The 22,557-nt window shown below is 42.7% G+C and carries 15 protein-coding genes; 13 read left to right on the top strand and 2 right to left on the bottom strand.

All coding sequences use genetic code 11. The annotated features are described in order from the left end of the window. The first annotated feature begins 420 nt into the window (after positions 1-420). The 8 genes from ACEN9X_RS06190 (at position 421) to pyrH (ending at position 6,982) form a co-directional block, all read left to right on the top strand. Complete coding sequence (locus ACEN9X_RS06190) at positions 421-1,206, top strand: hypothetical protein (RefSeq protein WP_413669565.1); 786 nt, start codon at positions 421-423, stop codon at positions 1,204-1,206. A gap of 252 nt (positions 1,207-1,458) precedes the next feature. Further along, on the top strand, positions 1,459-1,833 hold the full coding sequence (locus ACEN9X_RS06185) for a hypothetical protein (RefSeq protein WP_413669564.1): 375 nt from the start codon (positions 1,459-1,461) through the stop codon (positions 1,831-1,833). 276 nt (positions 1,834-2,109) lie between these two features. Then, complete coding sequence (rplM, locus tag ACEN9X_RS06180; protein ID WP_091220406.1) at positions 2,110-2,547, top strand: 50S ribosomal protein L13; 438 nt, start codon at positions 2,110-2,112, stop codon at positions 2,545-2,547. Positions 2,548-2,572: 25 nt separating this feature from the next. After that, positions 2,573-2,959 carry a 30S ribosomal protein S9 gene (gene rpsI, locus ACEN9X_RS06175; protein WP_090529485.1) on the top strand — a complete coding sequence of 129 codons (387 nt, stop codon included), beginning with the start codon at positions 2,573-2,575 and terminating at the stop codon, positions 2,957-2,959. An 18-nt stretch (positions 2,960-2,977) separates the two neighbouring features. Beyond that, positions 2,978-3,820 carry a 30S ribosomal protein S2 gene (rpsB, locus tag ACEN9X_RS06170; RefSeq protein ID WP_413669563.1) on the top strand — a complete coding sequence of 281 codons (843 nt, stop codon included), beginning with the start codon at positions 2,978-2,980 and terminating at the stop codon, positions 3,818-3,820. Between the two features lie 172 nt (positions 3,821-3,992). Further along, the gene (tsf, locus tag ACEN9X_RS06165) at positions 3,993-4,844 is read left to right on the top strand and encodes a translation elongation factor Ts (protein ID WP_413669562.1); all 852 of its coding nucleotides are present in this window, start codon (positions 3,993-3,995) and stop codon (positions 4,842-4,844) included. A 183-nt stretch (positions 4,845-5,027) separates the two neighbouring features. Continuing rightward, positions 5,028-6,152, top strand: a complete 1,125-nt coding sequence (nagA, locus tag ACEN9X_RS06160; RefSeq protein WP_413669561.1) for an N-acetylglucosamine-6-phosphate deacetylase — start codon at positions 5,028-5,030, stop codon at positions 6,150-6,152. A 125-nt stretch (positions 6,153-6,277) separates the two neighbouring features. Beyond that, a complete protein-coding gene (gene pyrH, locus ACEN9X_RS06155; RefSeq protein ID WP_413669560.1) occupies positions 6,278-6,982 on the top strand; it encodes a UMP kinase in 705 nt (234 codons plus the stop codon). A gap of 133 nt (positions 6,983-7,115) precedes the next feature. On the opposite strand, the gene ACEN9X_RS06150 is transcribed toward pyrH, so the two are convergent. Next, a complete protein-coding gene (locus ACEN9X_RS06150; protein WP_413669559.1) occupies positions 7,116-9,614 on the bottom strand; it encodes a M1 family aminopeptidase in 2,499 nt (832 codons plus the stop codon). Between the two features lie 527 nt (positions 9,615-10,141). Between ACEN9X_RS06150 and ACEN9X_RS06145 the strand changes: the two genes are divergently transcribed. From ACEN9X_RS06145 to ACEN9X_RS06130, 4 genes are all read left to right on the top strand, one after another. After that, complete coding sequence (locus ACEN9X_RS06145) at positions 10,142-12,922, top strand: ABC transporter permease (RefSeq protein ID WP_413669558.1); 2,781 nt, start codon at positions 10,142-10,144, stop codon at positions 12,920-12,922. A 410-nt stretch (positions 12,923-13,332) separates the two neighbouring features. Continuing rightward, entirely contained in the window at positions 13,333-15,762 is a 2,430-nt protein-coding gene (locus ACEN9X_RS06140) for an FtsX-like permease family protein (protein ID WP_413669557.1), read from the top strand. A gap of 242 nt (positions 15,763-16,004) precedes the next feature. Continuing rightward, positions 16,005-18,365, top strand: coding sequence for an ABC transporter permease (locus ACEN9X_RS06135; RefSeq protein ID WP_413669556.1), 2,361 nt, complete (start codon positions 16,005-16,007; stop codon positions 18,363-18,365). A gap of 92 nt (positions 18,366-18,457) precedes the next feature. After that, positions 18,458-20,851 (top strand): ABC transporter permease, encoded by a 2,394-nt coding sequence (locus ACEN9X_RS06130; RefSeq protein WP_413669555.1) that lies wholly within the window; start codon positions 18,458-18,460, stop codon positions 20,849-20,851. A gap of 217 nt (positions 20,852-21,068) precedes the next feature. On the opposite strand, the gene ACEN9X_RS06125 is transcribed toward ACEN9X_RS06130, so the two are convergent. Then, positions 21,069-21,479: a BrxA/BrxB family bacilliredoxin gene (locus tag ACEN9X_RS06125; RefSeq protein ID WP_413671116.1), complete on the bottom strand. Its 411-nt coding sequence runs from the start codon at positions 21,477-21,479 to the stop codon at positions 21,069-21,071. A gap of 201 nt (positions 21,480-21,680) precedes the next feature. On the opposite strand from ACEN9X_RS06125, the gene ACEN9X_RS06120 reads away from it, so the two are divergent. Further along, complete coding sequence (locus tag ACEN9X_RS06120; protein WP_413669554.1) at positions 21,681-22,550, top strand: M23 family metallopeptidase; 870 nt, start codon at positions 21,681-21,683, stop codon at positions 22,548-22,550. The last annotated feature ends 7 nt before the right edge of the window (positions 22,551-22,557 follow it).

The following is a 22,557-nucleotide window of genomic DNA, read 5'->3' as shown; positions in this document are numbered from 1 at the left end:
TATTGATCTTAAGCGAATTATAAAAGCAGAGCATTCCACTGAAAATCCTTGTGCCACTGGTTCGATCCCAGTTGGTACCACAGAAACAGAAATGCTCTTAGTTAACGTTAAGGGGATTTTTTGTTTTAAATGCTATTGCAAGCCAAATATTGATTCTCATTCACGTCACTCCTTATCTAATCAGGTGATTTTATTTCAATTTATTAAATAACTCACTGACAAGCTATTAATAATTTATCAACAAATTGTTTATCATATATATTATTTGTAAGTTTAGGTAACCAATTGTATTATTTATGGTGGTAAAATTTTAGGCATTTATTTTGTCCTTACTTGGCCTTTTACTTAAGTTATCAACCGCCAAATAAAAAACTCCACCAGACGAAATAAATTCCTATATCATATTAAACCTTAAGCATTATGAATAAGATTTTAATTTTCGCAGCTTTATTTAGCTTCTTGATTTTTGGATGTAAGAAAAAAGAGAAGTCGTCCGAGGCAGGCCTGTCGGGTGTATATGAACTTGAAAAACAAGTACTTGATGGCGGAGGCAAAGACTCTGTTATTAAACGAACGCAAATTAAAATCTACACGGATCATAACTATTTATATGCCAGTATAGTACCCGACTCATCTGTTGGGTTTGGTGTAGGCACTTATACGCTTGACTCGGCTAACCGGCTTAAGGAACATAGTATTTACACCAGCAGAGCGCTTGATTCATCCCTAACGTATAATCTTGAGGTTACAAAGAAGCCTGATGGTTATAGTCAAGTCATTCCCGACTTTGCCACGGTAAAAGGTGTGAAATATGCATTGAAGGAAGATTATAAAAAATTCCCGCCGGCGGATAGTTCTGCGCTTGATGGTTTATGGAAAATGGAAAGAACCTATACAGTAAAAGGCAAAGACACGATCCCCACTGATGTAACGCAGTATAAAATATTCTGGGGAGGGCATTTTATTTTCGTCCACAGGTTCGTTCAGAATAAGGAAAAAAACATCTTTAAAAATGGGTTTGGTACCGGGGTATTTACTTTTAGTAATGATACGCTTAGGGAAGAAGAGCAAATATCAAATTATAAGCTTCTTCAGGGTAATAAATTTACTGTTAAAGTAACGATGAATGGCCATGACGAATATACTCAGGTGATTAATAGTGCTACAAATGGCCAATCTGTAGAAATATATAAGCGAGTCAAATAAAAATTCCTTATTTAGCCTTGCGTCACCGGTTCGGTCCCTGTTGGTACCACAGAAAAAGAAATCCTCTTAGTTAACACTAAGGGGATTTTTGCTTTGAAGTTGCTATTGGAAGCCATAAATGTGGTTTTTAATAAAATTTTGTTAATTACTCGTTTGTGTTGCCTGTCTGTTACATTTCTGTCTGTGTTGTGTTTTCTTCTTGTTTTAAAGGTTACTTTTTGCAGTGCCTGGTATTAAATAAAAATCGGAATAATGCAACGTTTAAGTTTGATTGTAAGAGCATTGCTATTAATTAGTTTATCTGGCGGATTGTTTTTAGTTGCGTGCAATCCAGGAGCACAAAAGGCAATTAGGGTAGTTAATTTAAATACCTCGGAAATGATAGAAGCGGATGGCCACATTGTTGATTCTGTTATGGGGGCGTCGGTATTATCAGTTTATTTATGTAAAGCTTTGCCTGAAGTAAAGGATGATGCTGCACCATGTGCGGATGTTTACGTTTGTAAGTCATTTAAACGCGATTCGGTTTTAGGTGATACTGTTATAATTATTGATACGCATCTGAGAAACGAAATTTCAGGGAATCCGGATATATACTGGACTGGAATCAAAAAAACAAAAAGATGAAAAGCATGTAAGATAGCTGTGCCTTCGGATCAATTAAGTAAGATCATAAAGTTATGCACAGGTAACGTTGGTAACAGATGATTGAGTAATAAAATGCATCTTCTATTTTGTATCGCGATTAATCGACTTCCCCGGAAAAAAGCCTGAGCTGAGATTGCTCTTAAAGCGTTGTAAAATTTCCTTAAAAACTATTTGCTAATAAGATAATTAACCCTATCTTTGCAGTCCCGAAAATACGGGGTATAATAAACGTTTAAACAATTTAATTTAAAGCAAGTGAATACGTTAAGTTACAAAACTGTCTCAGCCAACAAAAAAACCGTTAACAAACAATGGGTTGTTGTTGACGCCGAAGGCGAGATTTTGGGGCGCTTGTCTACGAAGATCGCAATGATCATTCGTGGTAAAACCAAGCCTGATTTCACCCCAAACGTAGACTGTGGTGATAATGTGATCGTTATCAACGCAGACAAGGTAAAACTGACCGGCAACAAACTAAGCGACAAAGTTTATGTTCGTTACACTGGATATCCAGGTGGTCAGCGTTTTATTTCTCCTAAGGAGTTATTGGCGAAACATCCAACCCGCATCATCGAGAAAGCGGTACGTGGTATGTTACCTAAAAATCGTTTGGGTAAAGCATTATTCGGCAATTTGCATGTATATGCAGGTGCTGAGCATCCTCATGCTGCACAAAACCCAAAAGCCATTTAATTTTTAATTTTTAAGGAGAAAAAAAATGCCAACAACTAACACTTCAGGCAGAAGAAAAACAGCCGTTGCCCGCATCTACCTTACAGAAGGAAATGGCGCGATCATCGTTAACGGTAAAGATTACAAAGAGTACTTCCCTACTTTGCCATTGCAATATATCGTAACTCAGAGCACTGAGGTTTCTGGTAGCACCGGAAAATACGATGTTAAAGCAAACGTTGCAGGTGGTGGTGTAAAAGGACAGGCAGAAGCCGTTCGTTTAGCTATCGCTAAAGCTATTGTTGAACTTGATGCTGAAAAGAAACCGGCATTACGTGCTAAAGGCTTAATGACCCGCGATGACCGTATGGTTGAGCGTAAAAAACCAGGTCGCAGGAAAGCACGTAAGAGATTCCAATTCAGTAAACGTTAATCAAAGGAGGACAACAAAATGGCAAGAACAACTTATCAGGATTTACTGGACGCTGGTGTACACTTTGGTCACCTTACCCGCAAATGGGATCCGAAAATGTCACAGTACATTTTCATGGAGCGTAACGGTATCCACATTATCGATTTAAATAAAACCTTAACTAAGGTTGAAGAAGCTGCTGCAGCTATAAAACAAATTGTAAAATCAGGCCGTAAAGTATTATTCGTAGCTACAAAGAAACAAGCGAAAGATATCGTTGCTGATTATGCAAAAAGCGTAAACATGCCATACATCACTGAGCGTTGGTTAGGTGGTATGTTAACCAACTTTGCTACTGTACGTAAGTCGATCAAAAAGATGTCAAACATCGATAAATTGACTAAAGACGGTACTTACAGCAACCTTTCTAAAAAAGAGCGTCTGATGATTCAGCGTGAGCGTATCAAATTAGAAACCCTTTTAGGTGGTATCTCTGATCTGAACCGTTTACCTGCAGCATTATTCCTGATCGACGTTAAGAAAGAGCACATCGCGGTTTCAGAAGCATTGAAGTTGAACATCCCTACATTTGCTATGGTTGATACCAACTCTGATCCTTCAAACATCGACTTCCCGATCCCTGCAAATGACGACGCTACCAAATCAATTTCATTGATCACCAGCATCATCATCAAAGCTATCGAAGAAGGTTTAGAAGAGCGTAAACGCGAAAAAGAAGACGAAGCTGAAAAAGAAGCAGTAGCTGCAAAATCTAAAGCTGATGCTCCTGAAGCTAACGAAGGCGGCAAAAGAACCCGCAAAGTTGCTGAAGTAGCTGCTGAAGGCGAAGCTGAAGCTCCGGCTGCCGAAACAGAAGAATAAGCCCCCTAACCCCCTGAAGGGGGAACAAGGAACAAATATTTAAAGCCTCCCTGATTCCGTTAAAAGCATCAGGGAGGATTTTTAATATTAAAAATAGTTGCAGGTTACAGTAGCATAACACCATAGCGGTAACTTGTAACCCGATATAAAAAATCTTAAAACTCAAAAAAACATGTCTACAGTACAAATTTCTGCAGCCGACGTAAACAAACTGCGCCAGCAAACCGGTGCCGGTATGATGGATTGCAAAAAAGCATTAACCGAAACTAACGGTGATTTTGAAGCAGCTATCGATTTTTTAAGGAAAAAAGGTGCTAAAGTTGCAGCAAGCCGTCAGGACAGGGAATCAAACGAAGGTGTTGTTATTGCACGTACTTCTGAAGATTTTAAAACCGGTGTTATCATCGAACTTAACTGCGAAACTGACTTCGTAGCTAAAAACGCTGAGTTCATTGCTTTTGCTAACGAAATTGCTAACAAAGCTGTTGAAGCAAAACCAGCTTCAATTGAAGAACTTTACGCTCTTGAAATTGATGTTGAAACTGCCCGCGTTAAAATAGGTGATGCGATCATCGAAAAAACAGGTAAAATCGGCGAGAAAATCGGCGTATCTAAATATGAAGTAGTTAACGGCGAGAAAGTTGTTGCTTACATCCACGGTAACTACCGTTTAGGTGTATTGGTAGCATTAAGCGCTGATAGTGCAGGTGCCGAAGATGCAGGTAAAGACGTAGCTATGCAAATTGCTGCCATGAACCCTATCGCTTTGGATAAAGATGGTGTTGACGCTTCAGTAATTGAGCGCGAGCTTGAAATTGCTAAAGAGCAAATCCGTGCAGAAGGTAAACCAGAAGCAATGGTTGAAAAAATTGCTGCCGGTAAACTGAACAAATTTTACAAAGACTCAACCCTGTTAAACCAGGAGTTTGTGAAAGACTCGTCTAAGAGCATTTCACAGTTCCTTGACTCGGTTGAAAAAGGCCTTACAGTAACCGCCTTTAAGCGAGTAGCTTTAGGAGCTTAATTATATTATCCCCCGATGAAAATCGGGGGATTTTTTTTGCCCTGTTGGTTCGCCTTCAAAATCATGTCATTGCGAGGAGGAACGACGAAGCAATCGCACGCTATACGGGGCGTTCATGCACAGTTGGCGATTGCCACGCTATGCTCGCAATGACATAATGGTTAAATACGTAATTATTAAATCATGTCTACCCTCGCCCTCCACAACCTCAAACTCATCTCGGCCGGTACCATCGCCGAAGGCAAAGCCGTTTTAATTTCAAACGGTGTCATCACCGATATTATTGAGGAAACCACCATCCCCGGAGATATCGAAAAGAAAAACCTCAACGGTGCCTACCTTGCCCCCGGATTTATTGACCTGCAGATTTACGGCAGCGGCGGTAAACTTTTTGCCGGTACGCCAACTGTTGAGGCACTTGAGCAGTTAGAGAATGATTTGCTGAACCAGGGAACCATTGGTGTATTTGCCACTATCGGCACCAACACCAATGATATTGTAGAAACCGGTATTGAAGCCGCTAAGATCTATCGCGAAAAGAGTAGAGGTGCTTTTTGGGGATTACATCTGGAAGGACCTTATTTAAACCCTGCCAAAAAAGGTGCCCATCCCGAAAAGTTTATCAAAAAGGCTACTTTGGCCGAGGTCAAAAGCTGGATTGAAAAAGCTGATGGCGTAATTAAAATGATCACCATAGCCCCCGAACTGCAGGACCAGGAAGTGATTGATTATTTATATGAGCAGGGCCTTATCATATCATCGGGGCATAGTAATGCTACTTATGCCGAAGGGAAATCGTTTTTAAAGAAACCGGTGCAGGCAGTTACACACCTGTTTAACGCTATGCCATCTATGCACCACCGTGAGCCCGGTTATATCCCCGCGATTTTTGAAGAAAGGCCTTATACCAGTATCGTGGCTGACGGCATCCATGTTGATTTTGCCATGGTGCGTTTAGCTAAACGCGAACTTGGTGATAAGCTTTTCCTGATCACCGATGCGGTTACATCAACTAAAGAAGGTGCTTACCAGCACGAGCTAAGGGGCGACAGGTATACAATGCCCGATGGTACGCTATCAGGCTCATGCCTTACGATGCTTAAAGCGGTAGAAAACTGCGTAAAAAAGGTTGGTATTGATTTGGTCGAGGCTGTAAACATGGCATCATTATATCCTGCCGAGCTGGCTTCACAAACAAAGAAGGGTAAAATCGAAAAAGGCTTTGATGCCGACCTTGTTGTTTTTAATGCTGATTTTGAGGTGCTTGAAACAATATTAAGCGGCAATTTTTTAACAAAGACAACATAAAATTTTAACACTGAAATTTATTCGCTATTTTTGGCGAACTACTCCCGTATGAACAGAGCTTTATCAATTCTTGATATCAACAAAAGCAGGTTTCATCTATTTCTATTATTAGCAAATCACACCAAATGAAATACAAAAGAATATTACTGAAACTTTCGGGCGAATCGCTGATGGGCGCAAGACAATATGGTATTGATAATAACCAGGTTTTGCAGTATGCTCATGACATTAAAAACGTTTATGATGCCGGTATTGAGATTGCGGTAGTTGTTGGGGGCGGTAATATTTTCAGGGGATTGAGTGCCGAAAAATCGGGCATGGAACGCGCCCAGGCCGATTATATGGGGATGCTTGCAACAGTGATTAACTGTATGGCGCTGCAAAATGCTTTAGAAAGTATTGGCGTGGAAACCCGCCTGCAATCGGCCATCAAAATGGAGCAGATCTGCGAGCCTTACATCCGTCGCCGTGCTATGCACCACCTGGAGATGGGCAAGATCGTAATCTTCGGTGCAGGTACAGGCAACCCTTATTTCACTACCGATACTGCCGCTTCATTACGTGCAATTGAAATTAAAGCCGACGTGGTATTGAAAGGTACCCGCGTTGATGGTATCTATACTGCCGATCCGGAAAAGGACCCGACAGCAACCCGTTACGATGAGATCACATTCCAGGAAGTATATGACAAAGGCCTTAACGTAATGGATATGACTGCCATCACCCTGTGCCAGGAAAACAAACTGCCAATCATCGTATTTGATATGAACAAAGAAGGCAATTTCATGAAAATTGCCAAAGGCGAAGATATTGGTACGCTGGTGAAATAAAGAGCTGAAAGCCGAAGGCGAAAAGCGTGAAAACACTAATCCTTTAGAGCTTTCAGCCTTTAGCTTTGGGCTTTAAGCTAAAAATAAAAGGACGCCTTTTACCGGGCGTCCTTTTATTTTTAGCGGCTAACTCTTATTTAGCGTCATTGACAGCTTTGATGGCGTCATCAGCAGCTTTTGCCGATGCATCATCTTTCATGGTAGTACGTGAGGCTTTGATCCCTTCCAACTGGGTAACTATAAAAGGTGCTGCACCGTAAACTTTAAATTTAATGCCGGCCTCTTTCAGTTGGTCAATACCTTGCTGAGCATATTCGGGCTTATTAACCTTAGCTGTCATATCGGCGAAGTTTTTAAGCGTATTGAATTTTTCCTGGATGCCGGCTTCTGTAAATGCATGGTAAACAAATGGCCACTCGGCATCATTACCATTAGCGGTGTACAGGTTGGTAATAGCGGTTGTTAACGCGCCTTTATTGTCTTTTTCGAGGCCTTTGGCTAAGCTTAACGCTTTGGCCGGATCAAGTTGTGCTATAGCATTTAAAGCAGCTCCTTGCACTGCATATGATTCGCTTGACATAGCCTGTGTAAACAAGGTCATATTACCGCTTGCCTTCAATTTACCTAAAGCAGTAATAGCAGCAGCCCTTACCAGCGTGTTATTATCGGTTTGTGCTAATGAGATCAATATTGGCTGAGCTGCATTACGCACATCATCTTTAGTAAGGTTTAATGCCCTGATGGTTTTGATGCGCAAGCCATAGTATTTATCTTTTAAAGCAGCAATCAGGATCTTTTGCGCTTGCGGGCGGGTTTGATCTGATGCAGCAGCATCTATTGCCTCAAAGCGGTCGAGGTAATTAGGAGCGTTGAAATACTGGAATGAAAACTCATCAATGGTTTTTGCGTCAGTTTTTTTGGTTAGCAGGATTTTATCGGCATCAACATTCACCAGGTCTGGTTTGCCGGCCAGTTGATAGCTGATTGAATCTACCTTGTCATTCATCCATTCTTTATGACGCACCTTTTTGCCACCCTGGTAAATATCAATAGCCATAGGCAGTTTAAAGGTTTGCCCATCCTGCGTTTGTTTCAGGTAAACAGTTTCGGTTTTGGTGGCCTCATCCCATTTGTAACTAATGTTCAATATCGGGTGACCGGCACCGTAATACCATTGGTTAAAATACCAGTTTAGGTCCTGGCCGCTGGCTTCTTCAAACGCTAAACGTAATTGCTGTGCTTCGCCGTTTTTGAAAGCGTTTGTTTTCAGGTAAATGTTGAGTCCTTTATAAAACGCGGCATCTCCTAAATAGTTACGGAGCATATTAAGGATACGGCCACCTTTTTGGTAGGTTACGGCGTCAAAAACATCCTCTTTATCGGCATAATAAAAACGCACCAGGTTTTTAGTGCTTGCACCCTGCGAACGCAGATAGCTTTGCATATCTGCATAATTATGAGCATCGGCCTCGTCTTTGCCGTATTTGTGCTCGGCCCAGATGGTTTCGCTAAAGTTGGCGAATGATTCGTTTACGGTAAGGTTGCTCCAGCTTTCGGCGGTAACATAATCGCCAAACCACTGATGGAAAAGTTCGTGAACAATGGTGCTGCGACCATTGTTAAAGTTAGCATCTATCAGTTCGCGGTGGGTAGCCTGTACGTAATCGCCGTGAAGGGTAGCCGACGTATTTTCCATAGCGCCACTCACGTAATCGCGTACTACAATTTGTGAATATTTGACCCACGGGAAATCGACGCCTAAAGTTTTTGAATAAAAGTCGATAGCTTCCGGTGTAAAACCGAAGATTTCTTTAGCGTAAGGAGCGTATTTAGGCTCAAGGTAATAACTTACTTCTTTATCTTTCCATTTGTCTTTATAGATCTTAAAATCGCCAACGGCCATCATAAACAAATATGGCGAATGCGGTAATTCCTGTTTCCAGGTATCGGTGCGGGTACCATCGGCGTTAGTTTTTTGAGCGGTTAGTTTACCGTTTGATAAGGTCACGTATTTTGCCGGTACGGTCATCGAGATCTCTTCGGTAGTTTTTTGGCTTGGCTTATCAATGGTAGGGAACCAGGCTGATGAACTTTCGGTTTCGCCCTGCGTCCAGATTTGGGTTGGTTTATCCTTCTCGGTGCCATCGGGGTTAATAAAATATAAACCTTTGGCATCGTTAATAGCCGCGCTGCCTTTTTCTTTCAGCTCATTGGGTTTGGCAGTATAGTCAATGTAAATGGTATAGTTTTCGTTGTTGTGGTAAACCTTGTCCAGTTTAATGGCTACAGAAAGGCTATCCTGATAAGTGAATTTTAACGGAACGTTTTTGCCGTTTTTTACTACCGAAATGTTTTTAAGGTCCATGCCTTTGGCATCAAGCCTTAAGCTGTCGGCTGGGTAAAAGTGGGGTTTTAACGTAACCCATTCCTTGCCATACAGGTAACGTTTTTTGTAATCGAAACGAACATCAAGTTTAGTGTGAATGAGGTCGTTGATTTTGGTTGGTACGGCCCGGTAAATTTTTAGAGCCGGGTTTTCGGCGGGAGGTGTTTGCTGCCCGTAAGCAGTTGCCATAGCTGTGGTAAGCACACACGACAGCATGAGTTTTGTAATTAATTTGCGATCAGTCATATATAGTACAAAAAGTTTGCTTTTTACAAGCTGTAAGGATAGTTAATTTTCAAATATACATCCCCGCAGCGAAAATGTTTTGTGCGTAAATCACCTATGACGCGCAGGACGGTATTATGTTACGGGGAGTGACTGGTTTTTTGACAGACTTTAAGGATGGAAGGCACAAATAAGCCGGAATTTAACCGTTGTACAATACCTGGGCCAGCAGGCAGCAGAGGGGTTAACAGGGTTAACATAAATTTGGGTTTTTATTAGCTAAATAAATGACAATCAGATTTTTAACAGAAAATGAGTGTTAACCCCGTTTTTGTTAAAAATATTTGGTTGTAGTGGATGTTTTTATACCCGCTCATGCTAAAGAATAACTCTGCTTAAAACCGAACACCAGATGTACGCTTTCGTACAGTTATTGTAGATTGTTTTATATAAAATTCTGATTTTTAATTGTTTACATAAGTGGCATGGCTTTTATCTACCAAAACAGTAGTGTACTGCCTTTTGATAAACTAAATGCCTGTTGAGATATGAACTTAGATGACCGCGTTTGGAACCTGGCTTCAAAGAAGTTAGCCAACGAAGCTTCGGAAAAGGAACTGGAGGAGCTAAACGCTTTGCTGGCCAAAAATCCTGAACTGCATAGCCACTTAAAGTTAATGTCGAAATGGTGGGATGACGGAGAGGAAAAGCCGGCGGGCAATGGTTCGGCTTTGTTCAGCAAAATCAAGGCAAAAATTAAAGATATTGAGGAGGAAAAGCCATCAGAAGCCGCAACAGGGGATTCGCTTTCCGCCAAACAGGTGAAAGCCCCGCAGCACAATTATAACATCAAAAAATCAAGACAACATAAACCGTTTTCAAACAATATAGCCATGATCAAAAATTACCTGAAGGTAGCCTTAAGGCAGCTGAGTAAACAAAAAATGTATGCTGCTATTAAAATCGGCGGCTTTGCGTTTAGTATCGCGGCCTGCCTCTTAATTGCCCTTTACATTCGCGATGAGTTAAGCTTTGATAAAAGCTACCCTAATGCCGCTAATGTTTACCGTTTGCTTGGGCATTACCACGATGGCTCGATAGATGAAAAAGGTGTTGACTGGCCTTCGGTGATGGCCAAGGTGATTAAACAGGACTATCCGGAAGTAGAGAAATCAGGTCGCTTAATGCCAAATTCGCTGTTTTGGGGTGCAGGTGCCAATGAGTTAAAGCGTGCAGACCAGGCCGATAATACCCACGAAGAAGGTTTTGCCTATGCCGACCAGGGCCTGATAGATATTTTGAACCTGCCCATGGTTTACGGCGACCCAAAACATGCCTTAAGCGAGCCATTGAGCATGGTAATTTCAAAAAGCAAGGCTGATAAATATTTCCCGGGCCAAAACCCGGTAGGTAAGGTGATGTACCTTAATAATAACAAAACCAGGCCTTTTAAAATAGCTGCGGTAATGCAGGATATCCCCGGCAATTCGCATCTGCACGACTTTAAGTTTTTCATCACCCTTGCCGGTGTTGAATTCTGGAATGGCGAACAGGCTACCTGGGATGCCAATAACTACCATATATACATGGCGCTGAAACCCGGCACCAACATAGCGCAGTTTAGTAAAAAGGTTAACGATGGCATCCTGAAAAATTACTACATCCCCAATATGACACGTAACGGCGATAAACGGGCCAGCAGGGTAATGAGTATGTTTAATTTGATGGTACAGAACGTACAGGATATCAATCTGCGTTCGTATGATGTTCATGATGGCATGTCGCACGGGGATATCCGTTTTGTATGGTTGTTTGGAGCTGTGGCAGGTTTTATCCTGGTTATTGCCTGCATCAATTTTGTTAATCTGTCCACAGCCAAATCGGCTAACAGAGCAAAGGAAGTGGGTTTACGCAAGGTTGTTGGTTCGCAGCGAAGCGGATTGATTCGGCAGTTTTTGTCCGAATCGTTATTGTATAGCTTTTTCTCGTTTGTATTAGGCTTGATCCTCGCCTGGGCCTTGCTGCCATATTTTAATACACTGGCATCCAAATCGCTTGTTATGCCATGGGCTGCCTGGTGGTTAGTGCCGGTTATATTGATATCGGCATTTTTAATTGGTATTGTGGCGGGCATTTACCCTGCGTTTTACTTGTCGGGCTTTAAACCTGCCGAAGTACTTAAAGGCAATTTAAGTAACGGAAGTAAAAGTTCGGTATTGCGGAATGTGCTGGTAGTTTTCCAGTTTGCTACATCTATTATCCTCATCATCAGTACTGTAGTTATTTATAACCAGATGCAGTACCTGCTTAACAAAAAAGTAGGTTTTGAAAAAGACCAGGTGGTGATGATACAAGGTACCAACACGCTCGATAACCAGGTGAAACCGTTTAAAAATGAATTGCTGAAGCTATCTACCGTAAAAAGCGCTTCAATCAGCGATTTTCTCCCGGTATCGGGCACCAAACGTAATGGCAACCAATTTTATATTGAGGGAAGGGAAAAGATCGACCCGACTGTAGGCGGTCAGTTTTGGGATGTGGATCATGATTATCTCAAAACACTGGGTATTAAACTGGTAGCCGGCCGCGATTTTATCCCCGATATGAAAACCGATTCGCAGGCGGTGATCATTAATCAAATGATGGCTAACAAACTCGGACTTAAAAATCCGGTAGGAAAGAAGATAGTTAACTACGGGCCGGCTAAAACCATTATCGGCGTGGTACAGGATTTTAATTTTAATTCCATGCGCGATGGTATTGAACCCTTGGTGATGCACTTAAGTCCAAGCGAATCAATAGTATCAGTAAAAATAAAAGCCGGCGATGTAAAAAAAGCGCTCGGCCAAATCACTGCAACCTGGAAACAGTTTGCACCCAATCAGCCCATCAGGTACACTTTTATGGACGAGCGTTTTGCCAGTATGTATGCCGATGTGCAGCGTATGGGCCGCATCTTTACCAGTTTCGCGGTATTGGCCATTATTATAGCCTGTCTTGGTCTGTTTGCTTTAGCCGCCTTTATGGCCGAGCAGCGCAGCAAGGAAATCGGGATACGTAAGGTGTTGGGTGCAACCGTTGGTAATATCACCACTATGTTATCTGTGAATTTTGTAAAACTGGTATTTATTGCCATTGTGATAGCAACACCTATAGCCTATTATGCAATGACCAAATGGCTGCAGGATTTTACTTATCGTGTGCCATTAAGCTGGTGGATGTTTGCCCTCGCCGGTGTAGCAGCAATTATGATCGCGCTGCTAACAGTAAGCTATCAAAGTATTAAAGCCGCGTTGATGAACCCGGTGAAGAGTTTGAAAACGGAATAATAGAATTTGGGATTTCGGATGTTCGATTTCGGAATTGTCTGAACCTGGATTTATTGGATTTGCCGGATTACAGGATTTGTTGATCAGGGCAGAAAATCGCGCGAATCAACAAAATACTCCCAAATCCCGGTTCAGACAGCGTTAGGGATTGAAGCGGATACCGGCCATGTGGCTAAGGCCTTGCGCAGTATGAGCGTAAAGCCCGGGCCGAAGGTAACGCCAATATTGATTTGAGATTTCGGATGTTCGATTTCGGAATTTATAAATAGCATTTATGTCATTGCGGGGAGGAACGACGAAGTAATCTCATGCTATACAAAGGGGCTCTGCTTCCGTGCGATTGCCGCGCTATCGCTCGCAACGACATGGTTGAAAGTAATAATGAACAAGTGAACCATTGAACGAATAGTATGTTAAAAAGTTATTTAAAAACAGCATGGCGGTTTTTGTTGAAAAACAAAACATTCAGCCTTATCAACATTGTGGGCCTGGCTACAGGTACTTTGTGCTGCCTTTACATTTTGCTTTATGTACAGGAACAGTACAGCTATGATAAGCAGCATAAAGATGTTAAAGATTTGTACCGCATCACTACAACGCTTGAGCTAACCGGCGATAAGCACGATGGGGCTGCAAGTTCGCCGCCTATTGCACCGGCCATGAAAAATGATTTTGGCGAGGTTTTGCAGTTTACCCGTGTAGTAGATGCCGAAGGCCTGGGCGCTAAAGAGCATTTGTTACGATACAAGGGAAAGTCGTTTTACCAACAGAATGCTGTGTATGTCGATTCGACTTTTTTCGAGATGTTTAACTATCATTTTGTTGCCGGTAATGCTGGTAAAGTGCTGAATGAACCTTATTCGCTTGTACTGCTGAAACCGGTTGCCGATAAGCTTTTTGGTTCCGAGGATCCAATAGGTAAAATGATATTGATGGATAATGCTTTCGGAAAGCATGATTTTAAGGTTACTGGTGTTGTTGACGAAAGCGCGGGCCAATCGCATATTAAAACCAACATGTTTATGGCCATGAACAGCGGTGGTGCAGGTGAATATGTAAGGCGTAACAATGCCTGGGCGGGTAATAACTTTTTGTATGCTTATGTAAAACTTCGGCCCGATGCCAATGCGGCTGCCCTGGAAAAAAAGCTGCCTGAATTTTTGAATAAATATGGTGCCGATCAGCTAAAAGCCATCGGCATGAAAAAGGCCCTGCACCTGCAACCGGTAACCAGTATTCATACTACACCAGGGCACGAACATGAATTGACCAAAACGCTTGATCCGTCATTTTTATATATTATGATATTGGTGGCCGTGCTGATCCAGGTGGTGGCCTGTATCAATTTTATGAACCTATCAACCGCACGTGCGTCAAAACGTGCCAAAGAAGTAGGCGTACGCAAAGTAATAGGTGCGGGTCAGGGCGATTTGATGAAACAGTTTTTAGGTGAATCGTTCATGCTTACGCTAATGGGAGTAGCAATAGCATTGCCTTTATTAGTGGTATTACTGCCCTATTTAAACCATGTAACGCACAGCGATATCAAACTTACGTTTTTCAGTAATTATAAACTTTGGGTAATGTTGGCGGGTATGATACTGGTTACGGGTTTGGTAGCTGGTAGCTATCCTGCGTTTTACCTTTCGGCATTTAAGGCCATCAAGGTTATTAAGGGCAATTTTACCAATCATATTTCGGCAGGGGGGATCCGTAAATCGTTGGTGGTATTTCAGTTTGTACTATCAATTGTATTGATAACGGGTATTATTGTGATATACAGTCAGCTCAATTTTGTAAAGAACAAAGATCTGGGCTTCAATCCCGACCAAAAACTCATTTTTAATTTTTATACCAATACCACGCAAGGCAAAATGAATGATTTTGCCAACGACTTACGAGGCTTAGCCGAGGTAAAAATAGTAAGCAAGGCCGATAATTACCTGAGCCAATTTGTACCGCATGATCATGGGGTTTACACAGCCGGAGGCAACATGACCACGGCCACCGATGCGCAAAATATAGAAACTGACGAGTTTTTTGCTAAAGCCAACGGCATCAAAATTATTGCCGGCAGGGATTTCAGGATAGGTGACACCACCCGCGTGCTTATCAATGAAACGCTGTGTAAACGTTTGGGATTGAACCCGCAAACGGCCCCGGGCACCCGCCTATATACTCAATATGCACCTGATCCGGTAACTTTTGTAGAGGTGGCAGGCGTAATGAAAGATTTCAATTATAACTCGCTGCATATGCAGGTTAAGCCCTTTATGCTGGTTTACCGCAACGATCCGCGGAGCTTTAATATAATAGTGGTATCAACCGACAGTAAAAACTATAAGTCATTACTGAGCAAAATGGAAGCTCTGTGGCGTAAAGACGTAGCTGACGCCCCATTTGAATATTCGTTTTTAGATACCGAAGTGCAAAAGCAGTACGAAACCGAGGTTACGCTATCTCAAATTATCAATGCCTTTACCCTGATGGCCATAGTAATTTCATGCCTCGGCTTGTTCGGTCTGGCTGCCTTTAGTGCCGAACAGCGCAGTAAAGAGATAGGTGTACGCAAGGTATTAGGTGCGAGTGTAACCGGCATAGTACAACTGTTATCGAAAGATTTTGTAAAGCTGGTTTTGATAGCCCTTATTATTGCTACCCCGATAGCCTGGTGGGGGATGAGCAAATGGCTGCAGGCTTTTGAGTACCGGGTGCCTGTAAGCTGGTGGATGTTTGCCCTGGCTGGGGTGTTGGCTTTAATAATAGCCCTGTTAACAGTAAGTACACAAGCCATAAAAGCCGCGAGGATGAACCCGGTGAAGAGTTTGAAGGCAGAGTAGAGTGGTTAGAGGTTGGAGATTAGAGGTTAGGAAGATTTCGGAATTAAAAAGAGATAATAAGTCATGTCATTGCGAGGCGCCGGTCGGGTAGTGCGTGGGTGCGACGCGGCAATCTCGTTGTCAATGCATAAACGCCATGCAACGCGGTCGGGCTAAACGCAACGAGGTTGCCACGCTACGCTTGCAAAGATATGTAGCAAATACCAATGAACTAATGAACAAGTGAACCAATGAACTAAGTCATGTTAAAAAATTACCTTAAAATCGCGTTTCGCAACATTGTTAAAAACAAGGTACATGCCTTTATTAACATTGCGGGCTTATCGGTAGGTATGGCGGTGGCTATGCTTATCGGTCTCTGGATCTGGGATGAGCTGTCGTTTGATAAGTACCATAGTACATACAACAGTATGGGAAAAATTATGGTAAACCAGGTGTCGAACGGCGAAACAATTACTTTCAATTCGACCGTAGTACCGTTAAGCGCCGAATTACGCACCCGCTATGGCAGCGATTTTAAGCGGATTTCTCTTTTCTGGCCCGGGGCACATATTCTCGCAGTTGGCGATCAAAAAATAACGCAAACCGGCGGTTGGGCAGAAGCAGATCTGCCGGTAATGCTGGCGTTGAAAATGGTTAAAGGCGGTTACGCCGGGTTTAAGGATCCTTCGTCTATGATCATCTCCCAGTCAATTGCCAAAGCGTTGTTTGGTGATGCCGACCCGATCAATAAAACTATCAAGGCCGATAATAAAACTAACCTGAAGGTTATCGGTGTTTATGAAGATCTGCCGCGCAATACTACCTTTTGCGAAACGCGGTTCCTGATGCCTTTTTTTAACAAAAACAACTGGTGGAGCACTCAAACTGCTGCCTGGGATAATCATGGTTGTTCGTTATATGTTCAACTGGCTAATAAAGCCGACTTTGATAAAGTTTCGGCTAAGATAAGTAATGTGACCAAAGCGCATTTCAAGTCCTATGATGAAACTATACAGGTTCATCCCATGAGTAAATGGCACCTGTACAGTGATTTTAAGAACAGGAAGCCCGTAGGGGGCCGAATTGAAATGGTATGGTTATTTGGTATCATCGGTGTGTTTGTACTGTTGCTGGCCTGTATCAATTTCATGAATCTGAGCACTGCGCGCAGCGAAAAACGTGCTAAAGAGGTAGGGATCAGAAAGTCCATCGGTTCGTTACGCTCGCAGTTGATTAACCAGTTCCTGAGCGAATCTGTAGTGTTTTCCTGCCTGGCGTTGGTAGCCACCATCGGGATAATTTTGATAGCGCTGCCGTCATTCAATCACATTGCTGATAAACAAATAGCACTACCCTGGGGCAATACGTGGTTTTGGCTGATGATTTTAAGTTTTACATTGTTCACCGGTATTGTTGCCGGCAGCTATCCGGCGTTTTATCTGTCGTCATTTGAGCCTGTGAAGGTTTTGAAAGGAACATTTAAGGCCGGTCGTTTTGCCTCGTTGCCGCGAAAGGTATTGGTTGTTGTACAGTTCACCGTATCGATAACGCTTATTATAGGTACCATCGTTGTTTTCAGGCAGATTCAATATGCCAAGAACCGGCCTGTTGGCTATTCGCGGGCGGGACTGTTAACCATCGAAATGAATACCCCCGAAATTTACGGACATTATGAAGCTATGCGTAACGACCTGATCCAAACGGGAGCAGTTGAAGATATGGCCGAATCTAACAGCACAACCAACGAGATCTGGGCACGTAACGGCGGCTTTGAATGGGAGGGTAAGGACCCCAAATTTGAACCAACGTTTGCTTCAATTGCCGTAACTTACGATTATGGGCACACTGTAGGCTGGAAAATTACCCAGGGCCGCGATTTTTCGAGGAATTTCCCTACTGATACCGGCGGTTTTATCATGAACGAATCGGCAGTGAAAATGACTGGTCTTAAAAATCCGGTAGGTAGGGTGATCCGCTGGGGCGGCAAGTCCCATTTGGTTACCGGGGTTGTTAAGGATATGGTTATGGAATCGCCCTATAACAAGCCGGTTGCTTCAATATTTATGATGATTCCGGGTTGGGTTAACTTTATAACCTTAAGGGTTAAGCCAACTATGCCTATGCAGGAAGCTCTGAAAAAGATCGAACCGGTATTTAAAAAGTATAATCCTGGCAGTCCGTTTGATTTTAAGTTTAATGATGACGAGTATGCCAGCAAGTTTTCGGACGAGCAGCGGATAGGTAACCTGGCTACCATATTTGCGGTGTTGGCCATATTTATATCATGCCTTGGCTTGTTTGGCCTGGCCTCATTTGTGGCCGAGCAGCGCATTAAAGAAATCGGCGTACGCAAGGTGCTTGGCGCATCAGTAGCCAATCTGTGGCGGTTACTCTCAACCGAGTTTGTGGTGCTGGTAACCGTATCGCTGTTTATCGCCATACCGGCTGCTTATTATTACATGAGCAACTGGCTGCTCAAGTATGAATACCGGTCGGCCATAACATGGTGGATTTTCGCGGCGTCAGGAGCAGGGGCTGTAGTTATAACTTTATTAACAGTTAGTTACCATGCTATAAAAGCAGCGCTGGCCAACCCGGTTAAGAATTTGAGGAGTGAATAAGACCTCACCCAACCCTCTCCAAAGGAGAGGGCTACAAATTATTATTATTAAAATCAAAGATCCCTCCCCTTTGGGGAGGTTAGGAGGGGTAAATGTTTAAAAACTATTTAACCATTGCGTGGCGAAACCTTGTTAAGAACAAGGCGCATACGCTTATCAATATCACAGGCCTGTCGGTAGGGATGGCGGTGGCTATGCTCATTGGGCTCTGGATCTGGGATGAATTATCGTACAATAAAAATTTCGATAATTATGACCGTATTGTTCAGGTATGGCAAAATCAAACTTTTAATGGTGTAACCGGCTCACAAACGGCCATGCCGATACCTTTAGGTTATAAGTTGCGAAATGATTACAAGCACGATTTTAAATATGTAGTGCTCTCTTCCTGGAACTATGGGCATATCATGGCCTATGGCGACAAAAAACTTACTAAGGATGGAAGTTATATGCAAGCCGAGGCTCCTGATCTGCTAACTTTAAAAATGCTGAAGGGCACGCGTTCGGGCTTAACTGACCCATCATCTGTTTTACTTTCTGCTTCATTGGCTAAGGCTTTGTTTGGTGATGCCGATCCCATGCTTAAAACCATCAAAATTGATAATGTATGGAACGTTAAGGTGACCGGGGTTTACGAAGACATGCCGCATAATTCCGAATTTCGCGAACTTGGTTTTATCGCGCCATGGGATTTGTATATGACCACCGCCCCGTGGTTAAAACGGGCTGAAACACGCTGGGGCAATAACTCATGGCAAATCTTTGCGCAGCTGAAACCCGGGGTTGACGCTAACAAAGTATCGGCCGAGATCAAAGATCTTAAATTGCATGCTATCAAAGCCCAGGGCGATGATGTTGGCGCCAGCTTTAAACCGGTTGTGTTTCTGCATCCTATGAGTAAATGGCATCTTTACTCCAACTTTAAAGATGGCTTTAATGTTGGCGGCGATATCAAGTTTGTGTGGATGTTTGGCATTATCGGCGTATTTGTGCTGATGCTGGCCTGCATTAACTTCATGAACCTGAGTACTGCCCGTAGTGAAAAACGTGCCAAGGAAGTGGGGATCCGCAAAACGGTAGGCTCGTTAAGAAGTCAGCTGATCAGCCAGTTTTTTATTGAGTCGGTAATATTGGCTTTGTTCGCTTTTTTAATTTCGGTTTTGCTGGCGCAGCTTACACTGTCGTGGTTCAATGGCGTGGCCGATAAAACCATGCACATCCTTTGGGGTAACGCCGTTTTCTGGCTGCTGGGTTTAAGTTTCAGTATTATTACCGGGTTAATTGCAGGGAGTTACCCGGCATTTTATCTGTCGTCCTTTCAGCCGGTTAAGGTTTTGAAGGGCACATTCAAGGCCGGCCGTTATGCGGCAGTGCCGCGTAAGGTGCTGGTGGTATTACAGTTTGCTGTGTCGGTTACGTTGATCATCGGTACTGTCATAGTTTTCAGGCAGGTGCAGTTCACCAAGAACAGGCCTATTGGTTATGAGCGTACAGGGTTGGTGCAGATAGATATGCGTACTGATGAAATTCATAAACATTTTGAAGCCGTGAGGAACGATCTGCTTAAATCGGGTGCTATTATTGAAATTGCCGAGTCGGGCAGCCCGCTTACCGCGGTGTATTCAAACAATAGCGGCTTGAATTGGCGTGGCAAACCGGCCGGTTTGCAGGATGACTTCGCCACGATAACCCTTAGTCCGGAGTTTGGCAAAGTTGCCCAGTGGAAATTAATTGAAGGCCGCGATTTTGAACGCAATAAAGTGGGCGACTCGTCAAGCATGATTGTAAATGAAACTGCCGCCCGTTTCATGAATTTTAAGCACGCTGTTGGCGAAACGATAGACTGGGGCAAAAAATACAAGATCATAGGTGTGATAAAGGATATGATCATGTCGTCGCCATATGAGCCGGTTAAGTCGTCGATTTTTGTGCTGGATAATGATCCGGGCGGGCTTGTCGATATCCGTTTAAATCCCAAAATGAGTGCCCACGATGCCATTGCCCAAATTGAGACCGCTTTTAAACAGTATGCCCCGGGCAGCCCTTTCGAATATAAGTTTACCGACGAAGAGTATGCCCGTAAATTCACCAATGAGGAACGTATAGGCAAACTGGCAGGATTCTTTACCTTGCTGGCTATTTTTATCAGTTGTATGGGTTTATTCGGTATGGCATCATTCATGGCCGAACAACGCACCAAGGAAATTGGCGTACGCAAAGTGCTGGGCGCATCGGTATTTAGTTTGTGGCAGCTGATGTCGAAGGAGTTTGTGATCCTTGTGTCAATATCTTTATTATTTGCTATCCCAACAGCTTACTACTTTATGGAGGGCTGGTTGCAGGAATATAAGTATCGCGCCGTATTATCATGGTGGATATTTGGCCTTACCGCAATAGGAGCTATTGCAATAACACTGCTGACTGTAAGTTATCAAAGTATAAAAGCAGCCTCTATGAACCCGGTGAAGAGTTTGAAAACAGAGTAGAGAGACTAGTGGTTGGAGATTAGAGGTTAGATGGATTTCGGAATTGTCTGAACCTGAATTTATTGAATTAATGAATTATTAGAATAGGAGAACAGAGAATTCTATAAATTCTTTAATTCAATAAATTCGAGTTCAGACAGCATCAAAAAAAGAGCTGAAGGATTTTCCCTCAGCTCTTTTTTGTTTTTTAGCTTTCTGCTTTAGGCTTTCAGCTTAATTAGCAGTATTGTTCAAACGCATCGATCAGGTTATCGGCAATCATTTGCGCCGGGCGACCTTCAATCTGGTAGCGCTCAATAATATGAACCAGTTTGCCATCTTTAAACAGCGCCATAGCCGGTGACGACGGTGGATAAGGCAGCATATAGTTACGTGCAGCATCAACTGCTTCTTTTTCCATGCCTGCAAAAACAGTTACCAGTTTATCAGGGTGTTTGCCGTTTGCAGCGGCAATTTTAGCAGCCGGGCGTGCATTTGCTGCAGCACAACCGCATACCGAGTTAACCATTACAAATACTGTACCTTCGCTTTCAATAGCGCTTTTTACAGCATCGGCATCTTTTAATTCCTCAAAACCAACCCTCGTCAGATCTTCCCGCATCGGGGCTACTAAATATTCAGGATACATCATTTCTTTTTTGCTTTACAATAAAATCAGTGTTACAAAAATAAGAAATGATACTTGTTTTACGTTTATAAAAACGCAATAATAACAATTGGTTGACGAATAACGTAGAAGGCTATTCTATTGATAACCTGTTTACATACATTTAATATTGTTTTATTAACAGTAATTTTTAACTTGCATTCCCTAACTTATTTGAATTTGATGAAACTTAAAACATCTGATATTAGTACTGTTGTTATCATCAACAAAAATCAACAGCATACAAAATCATTACAAATAAAAACCAAACACCTTAACAGGCTTAAACACTATGCATGGAGCATTGCAGCTGTTGTTGCGGTACTGAGTGGTTTGGTGTTTTATCTTCATCAAAAAAGCGCTGCACAGGAGACCGAAAACCAAAAATTGCAAGCCCAGATAGCTAAACTAAAAGGTACCATGCCCGTAGCTGTTAAGGCGCAGGCTAATACACAAGGTAATGCGCAATCATACATCCAGTCTATCGAGGTTAAGCTTAAAACCATTAACGAATATTTAAGAAGGCGCGGACTGAAGGGCTTTGCCATAAAAGGCACTGGTGGCAGCGGCAATAATGAAGCAGCTAAACTTCCGGATACCGAAGCTTACAGCCTTTATGATGATTATCTGAAGCATTTAACAAGCACTATAGCATTTACCCCGATGGGTTACCCGAGGATTAGCTCTTTTACCTCATTTTTTGGTTACAGGAGCGACCCTTTTGATTCGGAACATGCCGAGTTTCACCCTGGTATTGATTTTCAGGGCCATCGTGGCGATGAGGTAAAATGTACGGCCAGCGGCAAAGTTGTTTTTGCAGGATGGGCAGGTGGTTATGGTAATTGTATCCGCATAAAACACATCAATAACCTGGAAACATTGTACGGACACCTTTCAAAAATTGAAGTAAAGGTTGGTCAGGAGGTTACGGTTGGCGATAATATCGGTAAAGTAGGCTCAACCGGCCATTCAACAGGTACACACCTGCACTATGAGGTGCGCAAAAATGGCAAGCCTGTTAATCCTGTAAATTTCTTAACCCTGAATAAATAAGTTTTAA

It is taken from the genome of Mucilaginibacter sp. Mucisp86, from assembly GCF_047324315.1.
Taxonomy (GTDB): Bacteria; Bacteroidota; Bacteroidia; order Sphingobacteriales; family Sphingobacteriaceae; genus Mucilaginibacter.
This window is presented reverse-complemented; position numbering and strand designations above follow the sequence as displayed.

Bases quoted from the DNA above. Each gene is read 5' to 3' on its own strand.
- ACEN9X_RS06190 (WP_413669565.1), top strand. From the start codon at position 421: ATGAATAAGATTTTAATTTTCGCAGCTTTATTTAGCTTCTTGATTTTT.
- ACEN9X_RS06185 (WP_413669564.1), top strand. From the start codon at position 1,459: ATGCAACGTTTAAGTTTGATTGTAAGAGCATTGCTATTAATTAGTTTA.
- rpsI (WP_090529485.1), top strand. From the start codon at position 2,573: ATGCCAACAACTAACACTTCAGGCAGAAGAAAAACAGCCGTTGCCCGC.
- rpsB (WP_413669563.1), top strand. From the start codon at position 2,978: ATGGCAAGAACAACTTATCAGGATTTACTGGACGCTGGTGTACACTTT.
- tsf (WP_413669562.1), top strand. From the start codon at position 3,993: ATGTCTACAGTACAAATTTCTGCAGCCGACGTAAACAAACTGCGCCAG.
- nagA (WP_413669561.1), top strand. From the start codon at position 5,028: ATGTCTACCCTCGCCCTCCACAACCTCAAACTCATCTCGGCCGGTACC.
- pyrH (WP_413669560.1), top strand. From the start codon at position 6,278: ATGAAATACAAAAGAATATTACTGAAACTTTCGGGCGAATCGCTGATG.
- ACEN9X_RS06150 (WP_413669559.1), bottom strand. From the start codon at position 9,614: ATGACTGATCGCAAATTAATTACAAAACTCATGCTGTCGTGTGTGCTT.
- ACEN9X_RS06145 (WP_413669558.1), top strand. From the start codon at position 10,142: ATGAACTTAGATGACCGCGTTTGGAACCTGGCTTCAAAGAAGTTAGCC.
- ACEN9X_RS06140 (WP_413669557.1), top strand. From the start codon at position 13,333: ATGTTAAAAAGTTATTTAAAAACAGCATGGCGGTTTTTGTTGAAAAAC.
- ACEN9X_RS06135 (WP_413669556.1), top strand. From the start codon at position 16,005: ATGTTAAAAAATTACCTTAAAATCGCGTTTCGCAACATTGTTAAAAAC.
- ACEN9X_RS06130 (WP_413669555.1), top strand. From the start codon at position 18,458: ATGTTTAAAAACTATTTAACCATTGCGTGGCGAAACCTTGTTAAGAAC.
- ACEN9X_RS06125 (WP_413671116.1), bottom strand. From the start codon at position 21,479: ATGTATCCTGAATATTTAGTAGCCCCGATGCGGGAAGATCTGACGAGG.
- ACEN9X_RS06120 (WP_413669554.1), top strand. From the start codon at position 21,681: ATGAAACTTAAAACATCTGATATTAGTACTGTTGTTATCATCAACAAA.